Below are 17,338 nucleotides of genomic sequence, written 5' to 3'. Positions count from 1 at the left end.
GGCGGGCGGTCGGTTCCCGCCGGAACGGTGTTCTTTTCTCGGTGCCGGTCGCTCCTCGAAGCATGAGCGACGACGCCGACGAAGGCTCCAGCGAGCAGGGGAAAAACAGCACGGACGAAGACGACGGGCTGACCTACGCCGACGCCGGCGTCGACATCGCCGAAAGCGAGGCGGCGACGGCAGCGCTCGTCGACGCAGTCGGGGAGACCGCCGGCGACTACGCCGGCCTGCTCGACATCGGCGACCGATATCTGGGTCTCGCGACCGACGGCGTGGGTACCAAACTGCTCGTCGCGGAGGCGCTCGGAGACTACACGACGATCGGGATCGACTGCATCGCGATGAACGTAAACGACCTGGTCGCCGCCGGGATCAGGCCGGTCGCGTTCGTCGATTATCTCGCAGTCGACGAGCCAGACGACGACGTCTCCGCCCAGGTCGGTCGAGGGCTCGCAGATGGTGCCGAACGCGCGGACATCGAACTCGTCGGGGGAGAGACCGCGGTGATGCCGGAGGTCATCAAGGGTCTGGACCTCGCTGGAACTGCCGCAGGGCTCGCCCACAAGGACGCGCTCTTCGAGGGGGAAGCCGAACCGGGGGACGCGCTTGTCGGGTTCCGGTCTTCGGGGATCCACTCCAACGGACTGACGCTTGCGCGCGCGGCGACGACGGCAAACCACAAGTACACGGATCCGTGTCCGTTTACGGGTTACGAGACGATCGGCGAGGCGCTACTGGAGCCGACGCGGATCTACACCGGCCTGCTGGAGCCGATGCGGGACCACGGCGTTCGAGGTGCCGCCCACGTGACAGGCGGTGGATGGCGCAACCTGACGCGGCTCGGGGAGTACCGGTACGCGATCGAGGACGCGTTCGATCCCCATCCGGTGTTCGGGTTCGTCCAGCGTGAAGGGAACGTCACCGACGAGGAGATGTATGCCACCTTCAACATGGGGACGGGGTTCGTGGCTGCCGTCGACGCCGACCGGGGTGACGAACTCGCGGCAGCGGTCGACGGCCGGGTAATCGGGCGCGTCGAGGAGGGCGAAGGCGTCGTCATCGAGGGAATCGAGCTTTCATCGGAGTGAGCGAACGTCGGTCTTTGGGAACCGCTGCAACGACTTCCGGAATCGATTTCCCGGTCCCGGTCCCCACCTGACGTATGGACGTACAAACGGTGGAGTCGCTGTCGCCAGAGCGAAGGCGGGCGTTCTTCGAGCGCGACGCCGGCGTGGAGTCGATTCGCGGTGACGTCCGGGAGATACTCGACCGGGTTCGAGACGAGGGCGACGTCGCACTCCGGGAGTTCTCGAGCCGGTTCGACGGCGTCGACGTCGGAAACATCGACGTCGCTGCCGAGGCAGAACGCGCAATCGAGGAGGTCGACGGCGACGTGCTCGCGGCGATCCGGACCGCGATCGACAACGTCGAGACGTTCCACGCGCGTCAGGTGCCCGACGACTGGCGGGAGGAGATCGACGGGCGGGAACTGGGGCGACGGTTCCGTCCGATCGAGCGGGCCGGCGTCTACGTCCCCGGCGGGACCGCGGCCTACCCCTCTTCAGCGATCATGGGGATTGTACCGGCCCGCGTCGCCGGCGTCGATCACGTGGCGGTGGCGACCCCGCCCGCCGAGGAGATGAACCCCGCGACGCTTGCGGCGATTCACGAGGCGGGCGCCGACGCCGTCTACGCGGTCGGAGGTGCACAGGCGGTCGGCGCGCTCGCGTACGGGACCGAAACCGTCTCCGCGGTCCAGAAGGTCGTGGGGCCGGGCAACAAGTGGGTCACCGCCGCCAAGGCCGAAGTGCGGGGCGACGTCGAGATCGACTTCCTCGCGGGACCCAGCGAGGTCCTCGTTGTGGCCGACGAAACCGCGGATCCGGCACTCGTCGCCGCCGAACTCGTAACCCAGGCCGAACACGACCCGAACGCGTCAGTTGTGGCCGTCACCGACGATCCCGACCTCGGCGCCGAGATCGCGACGGAAGCCGACAGACAGGCAGGGGAACGAACGCGGGAAGAGATCATTCGGGAGGCGTTCGGCCACGACGCGAGCGGCGTGGTGGTCGCCCGGTCGATGTCGGAGGCGACGCTGTTTGCCGAAGAGTACGCCGCAGAACACCTCGTCATCCTCGCGGACGACGACGAGGCGATACTCGACCGGATCCCCAGCGCCGGGAGCGCGTTCATGGGTCCGTTCACCCCCGTCGCCGCCGGTGATTACGCCTCGGGGACGAACCACGTCCTGCCAACAAACGGGAGCGCAAAGCTGTACGGCGGGTTGTCAGTCGACAGCTTCCTCCGCTCGACGACCGTCCAGCGCCTCGACGAGGAGTCGCTTTCGGCGCTCTCCGAGACGATCACGACGCTCGCGGAGGCCGAAGGGCTGGACGCTCACGCCGAAAGCGTTCGAAAGCGATTCGAGTGAACTCCGGACGTCGAAACAGTGCAAAAAGGCCCCACTCCGCCACAATACACTTAACGGGAGACCCCGTATGGCCCGGTAGTGGCATCCCGACAGCGTCGTTCGGGTGCTGAAAAGGCGCCCGGTATCGGTACGCAGGGTACTGTTGGAACACCGCCGCGTTCGCCTCCCCGTACGGGCGATTCCCCGACCCCGGTTCGGCGAGGTCCGGAGGATCCACCAGTTCGCGATCCCGCAATCTACGCGCAGACGGACCATTTCCGCGGCAGAATCCACCAGCAAGGGAGATACGTCTCTCCGTCGGTCGCGAGCGAAGCGATCGAGCGTGGCCAGATCCGGTGGAACACGAGCGACGGCTGGCGCTTCGCCCTCGTTCGTGACGGGGTCAGGTTCGTCGTCGTGGTCGGCGACACCGACACGTCCTCCCCAGTCGTGGTGACTGGGTGGACCGAGATCGACGACTGGGAGACCGCGGTCGGCTCCGGTCGGTGGACGCCGACGGACGTCAACACGATCCAGCTCCGGGCGGACCTCAGCGAATCGCCAGAGAAACAGGTTCCAGATCGAATCCGGCCCCGGGCCGTCGACCGCCCTTTCGAGCTCGGCGACCACCGGATCCGGACCGAGCCCGGCGAGAGTCACGTCACCTGCGTCGACTGCGGCGGCCAGTTCCGTTCGAAAAACGGCATTCTCACTCGACACTGTCGGCGGTAGGCGACGGTGGACATCAGCAACCGAACGAGTCCCACCACTTGAGGGACGAGAATGGAGATGGGCGATTCCGGGCCTGCGGGGCGCAAACGCGAATTTGGCCGGTTACGGGAGTTCGACCGTCGACCGATCGTGGAACGCTCTCGCGTACGAGGCGAGATCGAACCGGTTGGCTTCGACGTCGTGGAGCGCCCGCATCGTTAACGGGCTGACGGTCGGCGACAACAAGAGGGACGCGCCGCCGGTCGCGGTCCGGGACAGCAGCCAGTCGGTGGACGCCTCGACCGGCCTCCACCGCGCGCCAGTACGAACCACGGCCGCCCGCCAGGCGGTCTCGCGGGCCCCTCGCAGCGCGGAGGCCGACCACCGGTCGTCGAGCCCGGCCAGGTTTTCTCCGACCCGCGAAAGCCCGGGTGCGTATCGCTCTGCGAGGAGTTCCCGCTGGATGGCAACCAGCCGCGCGAGGGTGTCGTCCACACGTCGGTGATCCGCGTACTTCGATTCCCGGTTCGGATCGAGGCCGACGTCCGAGAGGGTCAACGCGAGGTCGTAGACGATGTGGGCGTTGATGCCCAGGAACGCGTCCTGGACCACGAGTGCGTCGCCCCGAATCGCGGTCCCGAACGCGACGATCCACGGATCAGGCACGTCCGAGTATCTACCGATCTCGAAGTCGCGGAACGCCCGGCGGTAGTACTCCGCAAAGCGAACCAGATAGCTGCGCATCCATTCGGAGTCGTCGAATGCTCCCTCGGCGATCTCCTGTGCCGTCTGTGCCGTCATCTCTGTGTAAACCGTGAGGAAAACACAACGGCGATCTGCCCGTTCGACGAGCCTGGCCTCGAGTTCCCCCAGTCGGTCGGCAACGTCCTCGACGGATTCGAACGGTTCGGCGACGAGTTCGAGCAAGTCCGGATTTGCCGAACCACCGACTGTGAACTGCGTGGTATCCAGTCGTATGCCGCGCCACAGCCGGCGAACAACACCGGTATCGAGCCACCATGGGGAAACGCTCGCGTGGATCATCTCGACTCACCGTTGTTTCGTGGCTCGCGCGTTCCTCCTGGTTTTCTCCTCTCTGTTTCGTACCCTACCACAATACGGACTCGCCTCATTCCATCAAGTAAGTTTTGAGGAACCCAACATAAATAGGAGATACATGACCGAATACCGCGGCAGTTGGACGGCCGAAGAAGTCGAGGACTTCCTCGAAGAGGCAAAAATCCCAGTCAGACTCGCGACAACCAGACCTGACGGGTCGATGTGGATTGTCACATTGTGGTTCAGGTATCGCGACGGCTCTCTCGAATGCGCAACGCAGGAAAACTCGGCTGTCGTGCGATTCTTGCGTAATGATCCGGAGGTGGCGTTCGAGGTTTCGACGAATCAGATACCCTACCGTGGGATCAGAGGAACCGGGGTGACAACAGTATCGACAGACAGCGACAAGCGCGTACTCCGGGATCTCGTCGACCGATATCTCGGAGACACTGACTCCTCACTCGCGAAGTGGTTGCTCAGCGAGGACCGCTCGGAAGTGAGCATCCGAATCGACATGCAAGATGTGTACAGTTGGGATTACAGCGATCGGATGAACCAGTGACGATTCAGTGGAGATCTGTGACGTCCCTGGAGTGTGGGCATCCGGTAGCGAATCCACGTACTGTGTGGAATACGGTGGCCTCTGCACTCATAGGGCTCTTCACCGCCGGGTGCCAGCCGGCTCAGAACGGTGTCTCGTCATCGGCCGGGGAAACGTAACCGCCGAACGGCTTAAAAAGTCACGTCTGACCGTCCAACTCGCGTATCCGCTGGAGCGTCTCCCCGAGCTCCGACTGATACGATCCCCCGAACAGGTGAACGTGAACGAGGAGGGGATACAGACGGTAGACGAATCGGCGGTGCTCGAAGAACCCGGGTGCGATACCACGCAACTCGTCGTACCGATCGAAGAACGCCTCCCCGAACGTCCCGGTCCAGTCGGCGTAGGCGAGTTCGATTTCCGGATCGGCGTAGTAGCAGGCTGGATCCAGGAACGCGACGACCCGCCCGTCGCTTGCGAGCAGGTTCGTCCGCCAGACGTCGCCGTGGATCAAGCCCGGTTCGACGGCCCGCTCGATCGCGGCCGCGACCGCGTCGAAGGCTTCCTCCACCCGAGCTGCCAGGCAGTCGTCGATCGTTCCGGCTTCCCCGCCCACCTCGAGTACCCTCCGCAACCGGTGTTCGATATAAAAGTCCGCCCAGTCGTCGGTCCAAGGGTTCGGCTGCTCGACCGGGCCGGTGAGCGTATCGAACGGGAACCCGAACCCTCGGGCGGTGTGATCGTGTAGCGCGGCCAACCGCTCGGCAGCGTCGCGTTCGACCGACGGCGACACCCGGGAGTCACCCTCGAGGTAGTCCAGAAGCATGAGCTCGTCGCTCGCGTGGTGAACGTCCGGCACCGGAAGTCCTCGATCACACAAATACGAGAGCATCCGGCCCTCCACCGACAGCGGTGTCTCGCCCGTCTTGGCGACCAGCGTCCGACCGTCCGCGAGGTCGACGCGCTCGACGACGCCGATCATCCCCCCTTCGAGTTCCCGCACGATGTCGATTTCGGCGTCGACGATCGATCGAACCCGGTTTCGGGTGGTCCCGTCCACGTTTGGTGTCCGACGCCGACCGGGTTCAAGATTCGGATTCGGGAGCCCGACCGACGTCGACGTCACCTGGAAGCGGGCGTGAGCGCCCGAGATCAGTCGGCAGTTTCGACCCGTACCGTCGCCCCGCCATCGAGATCGGACAACTGCGACACGTCCTCGATTTGAGCGACGACGTTCACCGGCGAGGCAGCCCGAGGCTCGGACCCGTGGCTTGCGGGTGTTTTCCCCCAGAACAGACACAGTGCGTTCCCCTGCGGCCAGTAGGCGACCGCGCCGACCGGAACCTCCGCTCGGGCGTTTTCGGCGGGAACGTCCACCGGGACCTCGAAGTACAGTTCGTCACCCCACCTGGCAGCGTCGCCGGAAACCGGAAGCGCGTCGGCGATCGCCGCCCGCGTCTCCGGAGCGTCGTCGGTCCAGTCGGCAGCGAGTTCGCGCCCGTCGATCGCGATCGAGAGATCGTGCGGAGCCATACCCTCACTTCGGTTCCCCTGGACCGTCCCTTTTTCCCTCCCAGGTGACGCCCCGGAACTCGAAGCGTGCCCCGCCGCTCGAACTCTTGAGCCGCGACTTCTTCGGAACCCTCCTCCAGAAACAGGACGAACGGGGGAGATAGCTCCGGATATCTGCGGTTCAGTTCCCGAAGGAATTCGACGCCGTCCATGCCAGAAAGCTGGAATTCGCTGACGAAACAGTCGCCGGATCCTGGATCGTCCGAATGGATCGACCGAACCGTCGATCAGTCTGCAGGTTCAGCCGGCCCCGTTGCCGCCCTGGCCACCTTTTCGATCGGATGGGGCGGGTGATCGGCGCCCGGCCGATCGCCGAGCTGTGAGCGACACGATGCACCCGGAGCGGTGACCTCCTCGCCGGGGCTCTCGTCGACCTGCCCGAAGAGTATTCGCCCGATCGCCTTTGAAAGCTCGTAATGCTCCGACTCGTAGCCGAATGAGCCTGCCATCCCACAACATCCGGAATCGAGCGGATCCACCTCGTAGCCGGCCCGCCGCAGGACGCCCACCGCGTGGTGGTCCTTGTTCGTCGCCTTCTGGTTGCAGTGCCCGTGATAGGTGAGATGTTCGTCGGGGGCGTCGAAGGAGAGCCGTTCGTCAACTCGGGCGACGTCCAGATATTCCAGGACGCCGTACGAGGCGGCCGAGACCGCTTCGACCTCGGGCCCGGAGAGCAGATCGAGGTACTCGTCCTGGAACATCACGGCGTCGGACGGTTCGGTGAACACGATCGACCGGCCGTCCTCGACGTATGGCGCGAGCAAACTCACGTTGGTCTCTGCCCGTTCGCACACTTCATCGAGGAATCCCTGCGAGAACGCCGCGCGACCGGAGGCAGCGAGTCCATCCGGTATTTCGATGTGGACGCCGGCCGTCTCGAGCACTTCGACTGCGGCCTTTCCGGCCGACGGATAGCTGTAGTTAGTATAGGTGTCTGGGAAGAGGACGACCCGGTCGGTCGCCTCCGACTCCGGAACCCGACAGCCGCCGCGGGATTCGAACCAGTCCTCCAGGCTCTCGCTTTTGAACGGAGGGAGCTCTCGGTCGGACGCGATCCCGAGCGCTTTCGACAGCACAGTGCGGGATCCCGGCAGCTTCTGTCCCAGATTCGAAAGCAGGGCGAACCGACTCCCTAGCTGCGACCATCGGTCGATGTCGCGGAACAGCCGTTCGCGCAGATCGGCGCCATCCCGTTCGTGGTGCTGGTGTTTCAGTTCCGTTTTCAGCTTCGCCATGTCGACGCCGGTCGGGCAGTCGCTTTTACAGCCCTTGCAGCCGATACAGAGCTTGAGCACCTCCTCCTGGAACCGATCCGAGTGGATCTCCTCTTCGGAGAGTTCCCCCGAGATCGCCGCCCGGAGCAGGTTCGCCCGTCCGCGGGTAGACTGGATCTCCTCCCGAGAGGCGCGGTAGGTCGGACACATCACGTCCGAGTGCGTCTCCCGGCAGGTGCCACAGCCGTTGCAAAGCTCCACGAGGTGGGAAAAGCCGCCGTCGTCCTCGAAATCCAGCGTCGTCTGCGGCTCCAGGCTCCGATATTCCGGGCCGTATCGGAGGTTCTCCCGCATGTCCGTCGACGCCGCCGAGTCGGGGTAGCCACGTTCTTCGGCGGTTTCGTCGTCGACGTACACGACTTTGCCGGGGTTCATCCGCCACTCGGGGTCGGCGGCGCTTTTGACCTCCTGGAACGCAGCCCACAGATCCTCCCCGTACATCTTGGGGTTGAACTCCGTTCGGGCGAGGCCGTCCCCGTGTTCGCCCGAGAACGCCCCGTGGTGCTCCAGCACGAGATCGGTGACGTCGTCGGCGATCGAGTGCATCTTTTCGACGCCTTCCTCCTTCTTGAGATTGAGGATCGGTCGGATGTGAAGCGTCCCGGAACCGGCGTGAGCGAAGTGCGCAGCCGACGTGTCGTGGGCCGTGAGAATTTCCTGAAAGCCCTGGACGTACTCCGCGAGCTCCGCCGGCGGGACCGTTGCGTCCTCGATGAACGGGTAGGGTTTCGGGTCACCCTCGAGGCTCATCAACAGCGGAATCGCCGCCTTGCGAAGCTTCCACAGTTTGCCCTGCTCCTCGTCGGAGTACGCCTCGAGGACATCGAAGGCGTCACCCTCCTCGACGAAGTGCGCGTTCGTGTCGGCGACTGCCGCCTCGAAGTCGTCGACGAGCTCCGAATCCCACTCCAGCATGAGTGCGGCGGTTGCTCCCTCCGGGAGCGGCTCTGCGTACTGTGCGAACTCCTCGGACTCGCTTGCGAGCCGGAACACCTCCTCGTCCATCAGTTCCACCGCGCTCACGGGGTAGTCCAGCGCCTCCGGGACCGCCTTCATCGAGTCGACCAGGTCGTCGAAGCAGTAGAGTGCGAGCGCCGTCTCCTCCGGGCGAGTGACCAGCGACACCTCCGCGCGGACGATCACCCCGAGCGTCCCCTCGGAACCGACGAACAGCTTCGAGAGGTTAATGACCTCCTCCCCGTCGTCGTTCTCGTAGATCACCTTGTGGAGATTGTACCCGGAGACACACCGTTTCAGTTCCGGATACCGGGAGTCGATCTCCTCGCGGTTGTCTTCGACCGCCCGGCGGACAGTTCTGTACAGTTCCGCTTCGAGACTGTCGCCGTCCGTGACCTCCTCCCACTCGGGTGAGTCGAGCACGATCTCCCTGGTGTGGATCAGGGAGCCGTCCGCAAGCACGACGTCCAGTTCCTCCGTGTACGCGTCGGTGATGCCGTACCGGACCGAGTGTGCCCCGGTGGAGTTGTTGCCGATCCCGCCGACGACGGTCGCCCGGCCCGAGGACGCCGGATCGGGAGCGAACTTCAGTCCGTGTTCCACCAGCCTTTCGTCGAGCCGATCCTGGACGACGCCCGCCTCGACCACCGCCCGTCGGTTCTCGGGATCGACCTCGAGGATTTCGTCCATGTACTGGGTGAAGTCCAGAACGACACAGCCCGGTCCGACCGTCTGTCCGGCGAGCGACGATCCCGCCCCGCGGGGAAGAACCGGCACCTCGTGTTCGGCGGCGACCTCGAGGGTCGCCTGTACGTCGTCGACGGATTTCGGAACGACGACCCCGGCGGGGAGCGCCTCGTAGATGCTCCCGTCGCTCGCGTACAGGACCTGGGCGTACTCGTCGAACGCGACGTCACCGGCCACCCGGTTCCTGAGATCCGACGCCAGCGCCCGGTACGCCGGCACGTCCGGCCGATCGTGTCCGAGCGCAGCTGCCGACGTATCCAGATCGTCCCACTTCGTGACTGACGATGCCCGGTCGCCCGTCCCCGTCTGTGTGTCGTCCACAGCCATATTGGATGATCGATCATTGAGGTGATAAGGTCTTTGCTACCTGGGGTCGCTGGCCGGAGAAATCGAGGGATGGTCAGTGCCGATCCGGCTATTGCTCTGGCCGTTCCCGGGCCCGAAACTGCCGAATTCCGTAGCCGACGAACGCGAGGAGGACGATCGCGGAAAACAGGAAGAACGCGGCTGCAACGAGTGGATAGATGAACGCAAGCGCGATCAGAAACGAAATTGCAAACAAAAGCAGGACGACGACGACGACTCCGCGAACCGGATCCTGGATCGCCGCGAGGAGTACGCGTTCGGGAAGTGTGAGATCCTCCAGCGACGGCGACTCCTCGGCCGGTCGCGACTCCTCGACAGCGGTCGTCGTTCCATCGGCCGTGGACTCCGACGGTTCGTCCGGGCGGTCGTGCGTCCGCTCGCTCATCGATTCCCGTACGTGTGCGAGCCTCCTTTAGCTGTCGCCTCTCAGCTATCGCCGTCGGAACCGCTCACCCGCGGGGAGCCACCACCGTGGGAGGTCCGTCTGTTCCGGATCGCGACGGTGTGGGCGCTCTCGGTGGCGTCGTCGATCACGAGCGCGGTGCCGGTCGTTCGGGGAAGTTTTTCGCGCACGTCACCGGCGAGATACGTCGGGGAAGCAGCCGACAGCGCCGCGAGGTCGTCTTCGGCGGTGAGCTGGTGGGCGACGATCATGTCCGCCTGTGAAACGACGACCGGCGGTATCGCGCCCGGACGCTGCGTGGCGGCGACGAAGCTCACCCCCGGTGTGCGGCCGCGGGTCGAAAGTATCTTCAGTGCCGGGGCGGCGACACTGTCGAACGCGACGTGAGCCTCGTCGGCGAGGAGCCACGGCAGCCGGTCGGGACGGCCGGCAAGACACGTTTCGTACAGTCCCGTCGCGATCGATCGGAGGAGCACCCCCATCGGGGCGTCGGGTATTCCCGAGAGGTCGATAACCGTCGCATCGGCCGACAACAGGGTTTCAGACGAGAGCCCATCGGGATCGAACACGCCCCACGATTGCGCGAGCCGGAGGTAGTTCCGTACCGCACGCCGGGTTTCGGGGCGCGCGTCGGCGACGGTTGGGGCAGTCCCGTCGGCGACGGGTTGGTCGCCCCCGTCCGCGACGGTCTGGTCGACCCCGTCATCGACGGCCGCGAGCATTTCAGCGAGTGTGGAGCGCCGTTCGGCGACGCGCCACAGGAGACTTCCGGCTGCCGAGGTCGGCTCGATCCCGAACAGCTCCGGCCAGATCCGCGGGGGGAGCGCGTCTGCCGGGACTCGGGGGTCGGACACAACCCTGACCCCTCCCTCGGCCGTCGAGGACGAACCGTTCCCCTTCCTGTCTCCGATGGAACCGTCCGACTGGTCGTCGATCAGCCCCTCGAAAGCACCCATCGGATCGGCCACGATCGGCGTCACGCCCGGCGTCTCCGCGAGCGCCTCCGCCAGGACGCCGAGCGTGTACGACTTTCCACTCCCTCGCTTTCCGACGACGAGACCGGCATGCGGGGTGTCGATGTCGAGTTCGACAGGCGCACCGGTGCTTCCGTCCCTGGCCAGAAACCGGCCGAGCGTCGCCGTCGGGCGATCGGTTCCCTCACCGTCCCGTCCGAGAACGTGCACGGGGAGACGTGCCGCGCTCTGATATATAAGGCCGCGTCCGGGGATTCAAATGGGAAAGCGGGGACAACCCAGGTCATGACCGAACAGGCCTCACCCTCGAGGCGATCCCCAACCGCATTCAGCGACAGCGACAGACACTCCGTCGAGGAACCGACCGACCGGAAGTTTCTGTCGGATCGCCGCGCGATCGAGGGTCTGCCCGTCCGGCTCGTCATTGCGCTCGTGGTCGGCGTCGCCTCCCTCAGCGTCATGATGGGGATGCTCTCGGGAATAGACGGACTGGCAGTCACCGAACTCGACGCACAACCCGAACCGGAGATCGTCACGCCCGGCGAACAGTCGATCGAGGTGACCGTGATCGATCCCGACGGGACGCCAGTCGCGGACGCGACAGTGGTGATCCGCGGCGGAACTGCGCGTCACGACGGCGTCGCGTACGCCACCACCGACGAAACCGGCGTCGCGACCGTAGAGATCGATCCCGAACTCCGGGCGAACCAACCCGACGGAACGTTGACGATCGACATCAAACCCCCCGCCGGATCGAACTACGCCGACGAACGGTCGAACACGGAGATCCTCGTAATTGCGGAATGATTCGGTCGGGTGCAGGATCGCTTGACAATAAAACGGGCTATAGCTGCTCCTCCCAGTCGACCCACTCGTACTCCCAGCCGCTGGGCGCGAAGTAGCCCTGCTCCCGGATCTCGGCGTCCTCGCGAACCGTCCGGTTCCGGGCCGGACCGTTTCGCCGTTCACCCTTCGCGAGCAGCGGTCCGAGCTGGACGAAGCCGTACTCGTCGAGGACGTGGTAGCCGTCGGGTGCCGAACGATCACGTTCCCCAACGACGATCTGCTGGCTACCCATTCCACGGGGGAACACGATGGTACCCTCGGGGGTGAGCTGTTCGAGGAGCGCGTTCGGCGGCCGAACGACTGCCGCCTCCAGGAGGATCCGGTCGTATGGGGCGTACTCCGGGAGGCCGTCGGCGCCGTCCCGGCGGTCGACCAGGACATCGCCGTATCCGGCAGATTCGAGGTTCGACCGGGCGGCTGAGACGACCTGGCGGTCGATATCGACGGCGTGAACGTGTCGGTCGCCAGCCAGCTCCGCGACCACCGCCACGGTGTATCCGATTCCAGCCCCGACGACGAGCACGTCGTCGCCCTCGTCGACGGCGAGCGCGTCGAGCAACTGTGCGGCCGTCTTCGGTGCGAGCACCCGCGTCCCGTACGCCTCTGTGGCTCGGTTCTCGTAGGCGGCGGCGTCCAGAAACACGTGTCGGGGAACCGTCCGCATCGCCCGGGTGACCTCCGGGTCCAGCGGCTCGTCGAGGCTGTATTCGAGCCCCTCGACCATGTCGTCCCGGAGCACCGCGGGATCCATACCCGGCACTCTGTTCCCGTTCCTCTTGAACTGTGCGCTCCACCGGCGGGGGTGGAACGCACGAGCGCGTTACTTCCCACCCTGCATCGGAACGAACCGAACTCCGCCGTGACTCTCCCGGTCGACTCCATCGGCGCCGACATGGAGCCGGACCAGTTCCTGATAGCCGCGACCCACTGGTCCGACGATCACGCCCCCCTCCCGAACCTGTTCGATTATCGCGTCCGGAATCTCCGGCGTCGCACAGGTGAGGTAGGCGGCGTCATAGGGAGCGTGTTCCGGCCAGCCGTGGTGACCGTCCCCCTGTCTGACGTGGACGTCATATCCCAGCGCGTCGAGGCGTTCCCTGGCCTCCCTTGCGTGTTCCTCGACGTACTCGACGGTGTAGACGTTACCCGGGCCGACGATCTCCGCGACGACGGCCGCGTGATAGCCGCAGCCGGTTCCGATCTCCAGGACGCGGTCGCCTTCCTGGAGTTCGAGCAGATCGGTCATCACCGCGACCATGTGGGGCGCGCTGATGGTCTGGTCGTGCCCGATCGGGAGCGGTCGATCGGCGTAGGCGTTCCGTCGCCGGGATTCGGGGACGAATTCGTGGCGAGGGACGTTCCGGAGCGCCCGCTCAGTCGACGAGCGCTGGATGGAACCCCGCTCATCGAGCCGGTCGACCATCCGGTCGCGGGCGGCCTCGAAGTCGCCGTCGTCGACGGCGTTCGAGTCGTCCCTGAACCCGAACATGGTGATTGGTTCGTGTTCCGGGTACGTATGCTTTCCCACCTTTTAAGAGGGCGTGGATGGGAGAGCGTCGAGCGTCAACGTCCAAATCGCCGACGACCGAAACGCGTTCCCCGGGTTCGAACAGACCACGCATAACGGTCAAAAACCAGTTTGCGCCCGGGACTGACCTCTCGGACGGTTCGGTCACGATCGAGAATTCGACGGTTTCCCCCCTCGACGACGAGCCGCTCCAGCCCGGCGAAGAGACGAGCCGAACCTTCTCGTCTGCCCCCTGTGACACCACCTTCCCACTCGACGCGTCCGGGTGCGGGATGTCCGTCATATAAATCCGGATCAGCTGAGCCTGGAACGGTAGTTTGCACGTTCCAACCCGAGTAAAGTAGATCACATTGCCAACAACTGATATACGACCAGGGGATGTAACGCACCGTAATGACCGACACGACCGACTCGACGGACGTGACCGACGCCCCGGACACAGGCTGGTTTTCGGGCCTGGATCCGGCGGACCTTGAGGCTGCCCGGACCGCGATCGACGAGGGTACCGCCGAAGAGCCGGCCGACTGGCCGCGGCTCGCCATCGAGGCCGGTTACGCCGACTCGGAGGACGACTACTATCGCCGACTCCACGACGCGACGATTGCAGCCGCGCGTGCGGCAGTCCGCGAACGGGAACGTGCCGACGACGCACAGCTGGTTCAGGCAGTTCGCGCGATGGACGACGCCGAGCGCGTCTCCAACGAACTCGCGGAACGGGTTCTCGAATGGGCGGGGAGCCGATTCGACGACGTCCCGGACGGCTCCGCCGGCGTGGAGTGGCTCGCGGACCGGGAGCCGGACGGCCCTGCAGACGAGCGGTTGCTCTCCCTGGCCGGGATCGCGGCCGATCTCGCAACGGAGGCCGACGAACACAGGGCGTTCATCGAGCGCCAGGCGCCGGCGGTCGCGCCGAACCTCGCTGAGATGGCCGGTCCGGTGCTCGCTGCGCGGCTGATTTCACTCGCAGGCGGGCTCGAGACGCTGGCGAAAAAGCCAGCGGGCACCGTCCAGCTTCTCGGCGCCGAAGACGCGCTCTTTGCCCACCTCGCGGGGCGGGCGCCCTCGCCGAAACACGGCGTGATCTACACGCACGAATACGTCAAGGGGACACATCCGGACGACCGCGGCTCCGCGGCACGCGCGTTCGCCGGCAAACTCGCCATCGCCGCCCGAATCGATCACTACAGCGGCGAGTACCGTCCCGAGATCCACGAGGAAATTCGCGACCGGATCGAAACGATCCGGGCACGTCGTTCGGACGGTTCCTCCGGGGGGAGCGCATGACTGACTCGTTATCCGATTCGCTGCCAGAGGGCGTGACGCGCCGATCGATCGACGGCGCAGAACGGCTCGCAACGCGAGGGGAGCCCGTCTACGGGGAACCGACAGCAGACGGTTGGCGGGTCTGGGACGCCGGGCGCTCCAAACTCGGGGCGATGCTCGAACTCGGAATGGGGACCGGACTCGAGGAGAGCGATACGGTGCTGTATCTCGGGGCGGCGAACGGAACGACGGTCAGCCACGTCGCGGATTTCGCGGGTCCCACGTACGCCGTGGAGTTCGCTGCGAGGCCGATGCGGGACCTCCTGGACGTTGTCGAGAGTCGTGACAACCTCTTTCCACTGTTGAAGGACGCACGGAAGCCGGAGACGTACGCCCACGTCGTCGAATCCGACATCGACGTCGTCGTCCAGGACGTCGCGACCCGGGGCCAGGCGGCCGTCGCGAACCGAAACAGGCAGTTCCTGCATGACGAGGGGCGGCTCCTGCTTTCGGTGAAAGCCAGAAGCGAGGACGTCACGGCAACGCCCGATGCTGTCTTCGAGTCCGTTCTCGACGATCTCGAACGCGAGTACGAGACGCTCGAGACGCGACAGTTGGCGCCGTATCACGAGGATCACCTGGGCGTGGTCGCCCGGCCACGGTGAGACTGCGCCGCCGAGCAGTTTCTGCAAAATCGGGTCCGTATAGCGGACTGGACGACCGCCTTCACGACATATTTAGGCTTTCATCCCGAACCGAGGGTAATGGATCTCGGGTCTCGTGACGCCTTCGATCGGATGGGCGTTCTCGGAATCGAAGAGGAGTTTTTTATCGTCGACGGGACGGGACGTCCGACATCCGGGACGGACGAACTCGTCTACGAAACGGATCCGCCGGAGGCGCTGGACGGTCGGATCGATCACGAGCTGTTCAAGTGCACGATCGAGACGCAGACGCGCCTGATCGAAGATCCCGCAAACGCGAGTCAGGAACTCGAACGTGTCCGGACGGCGCTCCTCGAACACGCCGAATCGCAGGGGTTCCAGATCGCTGGCGCCGGGCTGCATCCCGAGGCCCGGTGGCGGGAACTCGACCACACGCAAAAGCCACGGTACAAAGCGCAGCTGGATCGAATCCAGTACCCCCAGCACCGCAACACCACTGCCGGATTACATCTCCACGTCGGCGTCGACGATCCGGACAAGGCCGTCTGGGTCGCAAACGAACTCCGGTGGTACGCCCCAGTGCTGCTCGCGCTGTCGGCGAACTCCCCGTTCTGGAACGGCTACGACACCGGGCTGGCGTCGGCCCGGGCGAAGATATTCGAGGGGTTGCCCAACACCGGAATGCCCACCGCCTTCGAGGACTACGACGCATTCGAGCGGTTCGAACGCCGCATGGTAACGGAGGGGTCGATCGAGGACCGGGGCGGGCTCTGGTTCGACGTGCGTCCCCACAGCGGCCACGGTTCCGTCGAGATGCGGGCACCCGACGGACAGCGCGACCCGGAAATCGTCCTCGCGTTTGCCGAATACGTCCACGCTCTGGTGATGGACCTCGCAGAGCGCTACGAGGACGGCGAAGCGGGGACGGAGATCCGGCGGGAACTCCTCGACGAGAACAAGTGGCGCGCGCTTCGGCACGGCCACGACGCCACGTTCCTGACCGCCGACTCCGGAACGATGACCCTCGAGGAATTCGTCGACCGAGAGTGCGATCGACTCGGCGTCGACGGACTCGTCGACGTCCTCGATCGGGAAAGCGGTGCGACACGTCAGCGACGCATCCACGCGGAAGAGGGCGTCGATGCACTGTGTCGAAAGCTTTTGCTCTCGGAGTGGTAACCCGAATTCGTCGGCGCTGAAGCGTCCCGTCGGAGGGAAAGCGACGAGAAACTCTTTTGCCCGCAGGGTTCTGACCTACGACACAGAACACATGACACCCGAAGATGCCCCCGACGACAGAGACAACGAGTTCGAGTACGAGGAGTTCGAAAGCGAAGGCGAGGAAGGCGAGTTCGACGAGGAGTTTGATGACGGCGAGAAGTCGCCCAGCGAAACCGCGAAAGAGGAGTTGAAAAAGACCCGCGAACGGATCGAAGAGGAGGCCGATCGCGCGGTCGAGGAGTTCGACCGCGGAATCGTCGACCTGCTCTCGTGGCTCCTCGAAACGGAAACGAAAGCACGGATCTACGTGTACCTTCGGGAGAACCCCGACAGTACGAGCGAGGAAGTAGCCGACGGGACCGGACTGTATCCAAGTACGGTGCGCGAGGCACTGGCAGAGCTCCACGACGATGGAACAGTCGAGCGCCGGAAACGCGAAAGCGCCGGCGCGGGCAACAATCCCTACGAGTACCAGGCGATCCCGCCGAGCGAACTGGTCCACAGCGTCGTCGATCAGGTCCAGTCCGAGCTCAACGCGGTGTTCAACCTCGATCGTCGTCTCGGCGAAAAAGAGGGGGAAGACTCCGAGCCGGTGCGGATTACGGTCGAAGGAGACGACGACAACGGCGATGAGGAGACGGACGGTGAAGAGGCTGGAGACGAGACGCAGCCTGAAGACGAGAACGGCGAGAAACCCGACGAGGAATAGACCGACGTCGAAGAGGCCGCCCTGCGATCGTTCCGATTTTCTCGCGTTGAGCTGGATGCGTCAATTTAAGGGATACGGCGTCAACCCACCTG

At 65.0% G+C, this 17,338-nt stretch carries 17 protein-coding genes; 9 read left to right on the top strand and 8 right to left on the bottom strand.

Annotation, left to right across the window (positions count from 1 at the left end; all coding sequences use genetic code 11):
• Positions 1–62: 62 nt before the first annotated feature.
• From purM to AArcSl_RS13140, 3 genes are all read left to right on the top strand, one after another.
• Positions 63–1,088 carry a phosphoribosylformylglycinamidine cyclo-ligase gene (purM, locus tag AArcSl_RS13150; RefSeq protein WP_119820127.1) on the top strand — a complete coding sequence of 342 codons (1,026 nt, stop codon included), beginning with the start codon at positions 63–65 and terminating at the stop codon, positions 1,086–1,088.
• A 74-nt stretch (positions 1,089–1,162) separates the two neighbouring features.
• Complete coding sequence (hisD, locus tag AArcSl_RS13145; RefSeq protein WP_119820124.1) at positions 1,163–2,431, top strand: histidinol dehydrogenase; 1,269 nt, start codon at positions 1,163–1,165, stop codon at positions 2,429–2,431.
• Between the two features lie 78 nt (positions 2,432–2,509).
• Positions 2,510–3,142 (top strand): hypothetical protein, encoded by a 633-nt coding sequence (locus tag AArcSl_RS13140; protein ID WP_245883261.1) that lies wholly within the window; start codon positions 2,510–2,512, stop codon positions 3,140–3,142.
• Positions 3,143–3,244: 102 nt separating this feature from the next.
• Here the strand turns inward: AArcSl_RS13140 and AArcSl_RS13135 are convergent, their stop codons facing one another.
• On the bottom strand, positions 3,245–4,165 hold the full coding sequence (locus AArcSl_RS13135; protein WP_133412168.1) for a DUF5995 family protein: 921 nt from the start codon (positions 4,163–4,165) through the stop codon (positions 3,245–3,247).
• Positions 4,166–4,298: 133 nt separating this feature from the next.
• Here AArcSl_RS13135 and AArcSl_RS13130 point away from each other — a divergent pair, with 133 nt between their 5' ends.
• Positions 4,299–4,742, top strand: coding sequence for a pyridoxamine 5'-phosphate oxidase family protein (locus AArcSl_RS13130; RefSeq protein ID WP_119820118.1), 444 nt, complete (start codon positions 4,299–4,301; stop codon positions 4,740–4,742).
• Positions 4,743–4,920: 178 nt separating this feature from the next.
• Here AArcSl_RS13130 and AArcSl_RS13125 read toward each other — a convergent pair whose 3' ends face one another.
• From AArcSl_RS13125 to AArcSl_RS13105, 5 genes are all read right to left on the bottom strand, one after another.
• Positions 4,921–5,781 carry a fructosamine kinase family protein gene (locus AArcSl_RS13125; RefSeq protein WP_245883259.1) on the bottom strand — a complete coding sequence of 287 codons (861 nt, stop codon included), beginning with the start codon at positions 5,779–5,781 and terminating at the stop codon, positions 4,921–4,923.
• Between the two features lie 92 nt (positions 5,782–5,873).
• Positions 5,874–6,254 (bottom strand): cyclophilin-like fold protein, encoded by a 381-nt coding sequence (locus tag AArcSl_RS13120; protein ID WP_119820115.1) that lies wholly within the window; start codon positions 6,252–6,254, stop codon positions 5,874–5,876.
• Between the two features lie 266 nt (positions 6,255–6,520).
• A complete protein-coding gene (locus AArcSl_RS13115; RefSeq protein WP_119820112.1) occupies positions 6,521–9,598 on the bottom strand; it encodes an FAD-binding and (Fe-S)-binding domain-containing protein in 3,078 nt (1,025 codons plus the stop codon).
• Positions 9,599–9,686: 88 nt separating this feature from the next.
• A complete protein-coding gene (locus AArcSl_RS13110; RefSeq protein WP_119820109.1) occupies positions 9,687–10,022 on the bottom strand; it encodes a hypothetical protein in 336 nt (111 codons plus the stop codon).
• A 41-nt stretch (positions 10,023–10,063) separates the two neighbouring features.
• Positions 10,064–11,224: an ATP-binding protein gene (locus tag AArcSl_RS13105; protein ID WP_119820106.1), complete on the bottom strand. Its 1,161-nt coding sequence runs from the start codon at positions 11,222–11,224 to the stop codon at positions 10,064–10,066.
• Positions 11,225–11,299: 75 nt separating this feature from the next.
• On the opposite strand from AArcSl_RS13105, the gene AArcSl_RS13100 reads away from it, so the two are divergent.
• Positions 11,300–11,821, top strand: coding sequence for a DUF7382 domain-containing protein (locus AArcSl_RS13100; protein WP_245883257.1), 522 nt, complete (start codon positions 11,300–11,302; stop codon positions 11,819–11,821).
• 37 nt (positions 11,822–11,858) lie between these two features.
• On the opposite strand, the gene AArcSl_RS13095 is transcribed toward AArcSl_RS13100, so the two are convergent.
• Together AArcSl_RS13095 and AArcSl_RS13090 are read right to left on the bottom strand one after the other, a co-directional pair.
• Positions 11,859–12,611: a protein-L-isoaspartate O-methyltransferase family protein gene (locus AArcSl_RS13095; RefSeq protein ID WP_119820104.1), complete on the bottom strand. Its 753-nt coding sequence runs from the start codon at positions 12,609–12,611 to the stop codon at positions 11,859–11,861.
• A gap of 69 nt (positions 12,612–12,680) precedes the next feature.
• A complete protein-coding gene (locus AArcSl_RS13090) occupies positions 12,681–13,349 on the bottom strand; it encodes a protein-L-isoaspartate(D-aspartate) O-methyltransferase (RefSeq protein WP_119820101.1) in 669 nt (222 codons plus the stop codon).
• A 432-nt stretch (positions 13,350–13,781) separates the two neighbouring features.
• Between AArcSl_RS13090 and AArcSl_RS13080 the strand changes: the two genes are divergently transcribed.
• From AArcSl_RS13080 to AArcSl_RS13065, 4 genes are all read left to right on the top strand, one after another.
• Entirely contained in the window at positions 13,782–14,672 is an 891-nt protein-coding gene (locus tag AArcSl_RS13080; RefSeq protein ID WP_119820095.1) for an NOP5/NOP56 family protein, read from the top strand.
• On the top strand, positions 14,669–15,316 hold the full coding sequence (locus AArcSl_RS13075; RefSeq protein ID WP_119820092.1) for a fibrillarin-like rRNA/tRNA 2'-O-methyltransferase: 648 nt from the start codon (positions 14,669–14,671) through the stop codon (positions 15,314–15,316). The genes AArcSl_RS13080 and AArcSl_RS13075 overlap by 4 nt, the downstream gene beginning before the upstream one ends.
• Before the next feature lie 99 nt (positions 15,317–15,415).
• Positions 15,416–16,495, top strand: a complete 1,080-nt coding sequence (locus tag AArcSl_RS13070) for a glutamate--cysteine ligase (protein ID WP_119820089.1) — start codon at positions 15,416–15,418, stop codon at positions 16,493–16,495.
• A gap of 91 nt (positions 16,496–16,586) precedes the next feature.
• Complete coding sequence (locus AArcSl_RS13065) at positions 16,587–17,246, top strand: helix-turn-helix domain-containing protein (protein ID WP_119820086.1); 660 nt, start codon at positions 16,587–16,589, stop codon at positions 17,244–17,246.
• The last annotated feature ends 92 nt before the right edge of the window (positions 17,247–17,338 follow it).

The organism is Halalkaliarchaeum desulfuricum, from assembly GCF_002952775.1.
In the GTDB taxonomy this organism is placed as follows: domain Archaea; phylum Halobacteriota; class Halobacteria; order Halobacteriales; family Haloferacaceae; genus Halalkaliarchaeum; species Halalkaliarchaeum desulfuricum.
This window is presented reverse-complemented; position numbering and strand designations above follow the sequence as displayed.

What these genes read in the sequence shown, in the direction of transcription:
- purM (WP_119820127.1), top strand. Translation starts at nt 63, where the DNA reads ATGAGCGACGACGCCGACGAAGGCTCCAGCGAGCAGGGGAAAAACAGC.
- hisD (WP_119820124.1), top strand. Translation starts at nt 1,163, where the DNA reads ATGGACGTACAAACGGTGGAGTCGCTGTCGCCAGAGCGAAGGCGGGCG.
- AArcSl_RS13135 (WP_133412168.1), bottom strand. Translation starts at nt 4,165, where the DNA reads ATGATCCACGCGAGCGTTTCCCCATGGTGGCTCGATACCGGTGTTGTT.
- AArcSl_RS13130 (WP_119820118.1), top strand. Translation starts at nt 4,299, where the DNA reads ATGACCGAATACCGCGGCAGTTGGACGGCCGAAGAAGTCGAGGACTTC.
- AArcSl_RS13120 (WP_119820115.1), bottom strand. Translation starts at nt 6,254, where the DNA reads ATGGCTCCGCACGATCTCTCGATCGCGATCGACGGGCGCGAACTCGCT.
- AArcSl_RS13115 (WP_119820112.1), bottom strand. Translation starts at nt 9,598, where the DNA reads ATGGCTGTGGACGACACACAGACGGGGACGGGCGACCGGGCATCGTCA.
- AArcSl_RS13110 (WP_119820109.1), bottom strand. Translation starts at nt 10,022, where the DNA reads ATGAGCGAGCGGACGCACGACCGCCCGGACGAACCGTCGGAGTCCACG.
- AArcSl_RS13100 (WP_245883257.1), top strand. Translation starts at nt 11,300, where the DNA reads ATGACCGAACAGGCCTCACCCTCGAGGCGATCCCCAACCGCATTCAGC.
- AArcSl_RS13095 (WP_119820104.1), bottom strand. Translation starts at nt 12,611, where the DNA reads ATGGATCCCGCGGTGCTCCGGGACGACATGGTCGAGGGGCTCGAATAC.
- AArcSl_RS13090 (WP_119820101.1), bottom strand. Translation starts at nt 13,349, where the DNA reads ATGTTCGGGTTCAGGGACGACTCGAACGCCGTCGACGACGGCGACTTC.
- AArcSl_RS13080 (WP_119820095.1), top strand. Translation starts at nt 13,782, where the DNA reads ATGACCGACACGACCGACTCGACGGACGTGACCGACGCCCCGGACACA.
- AArcSl_RS13075 (WP_119820092.1), top strand. Translation starts at nt 14,669, where the DNA reads ATGACTGACTCGTTATCCGATTCGCTGCCAGAGGGCGTGACGCGCCGA.
- AArcSl_RS13070 (WP_119820089.1), top strand. Translation starts at nt 15,416, where the DNA reads ATGGATCTCGGGTCTCGTGACGCCTTCGATCGGATGGGCGTTCTCGGA.
- AArcSl_RS13065 (WP_119820086.1), top strand. Translation starts at nt 16,587, where the DNA reads ATGACACCCGAAGATGCCCCCGACGACAGAGACAACGAGTTCGAGTAC.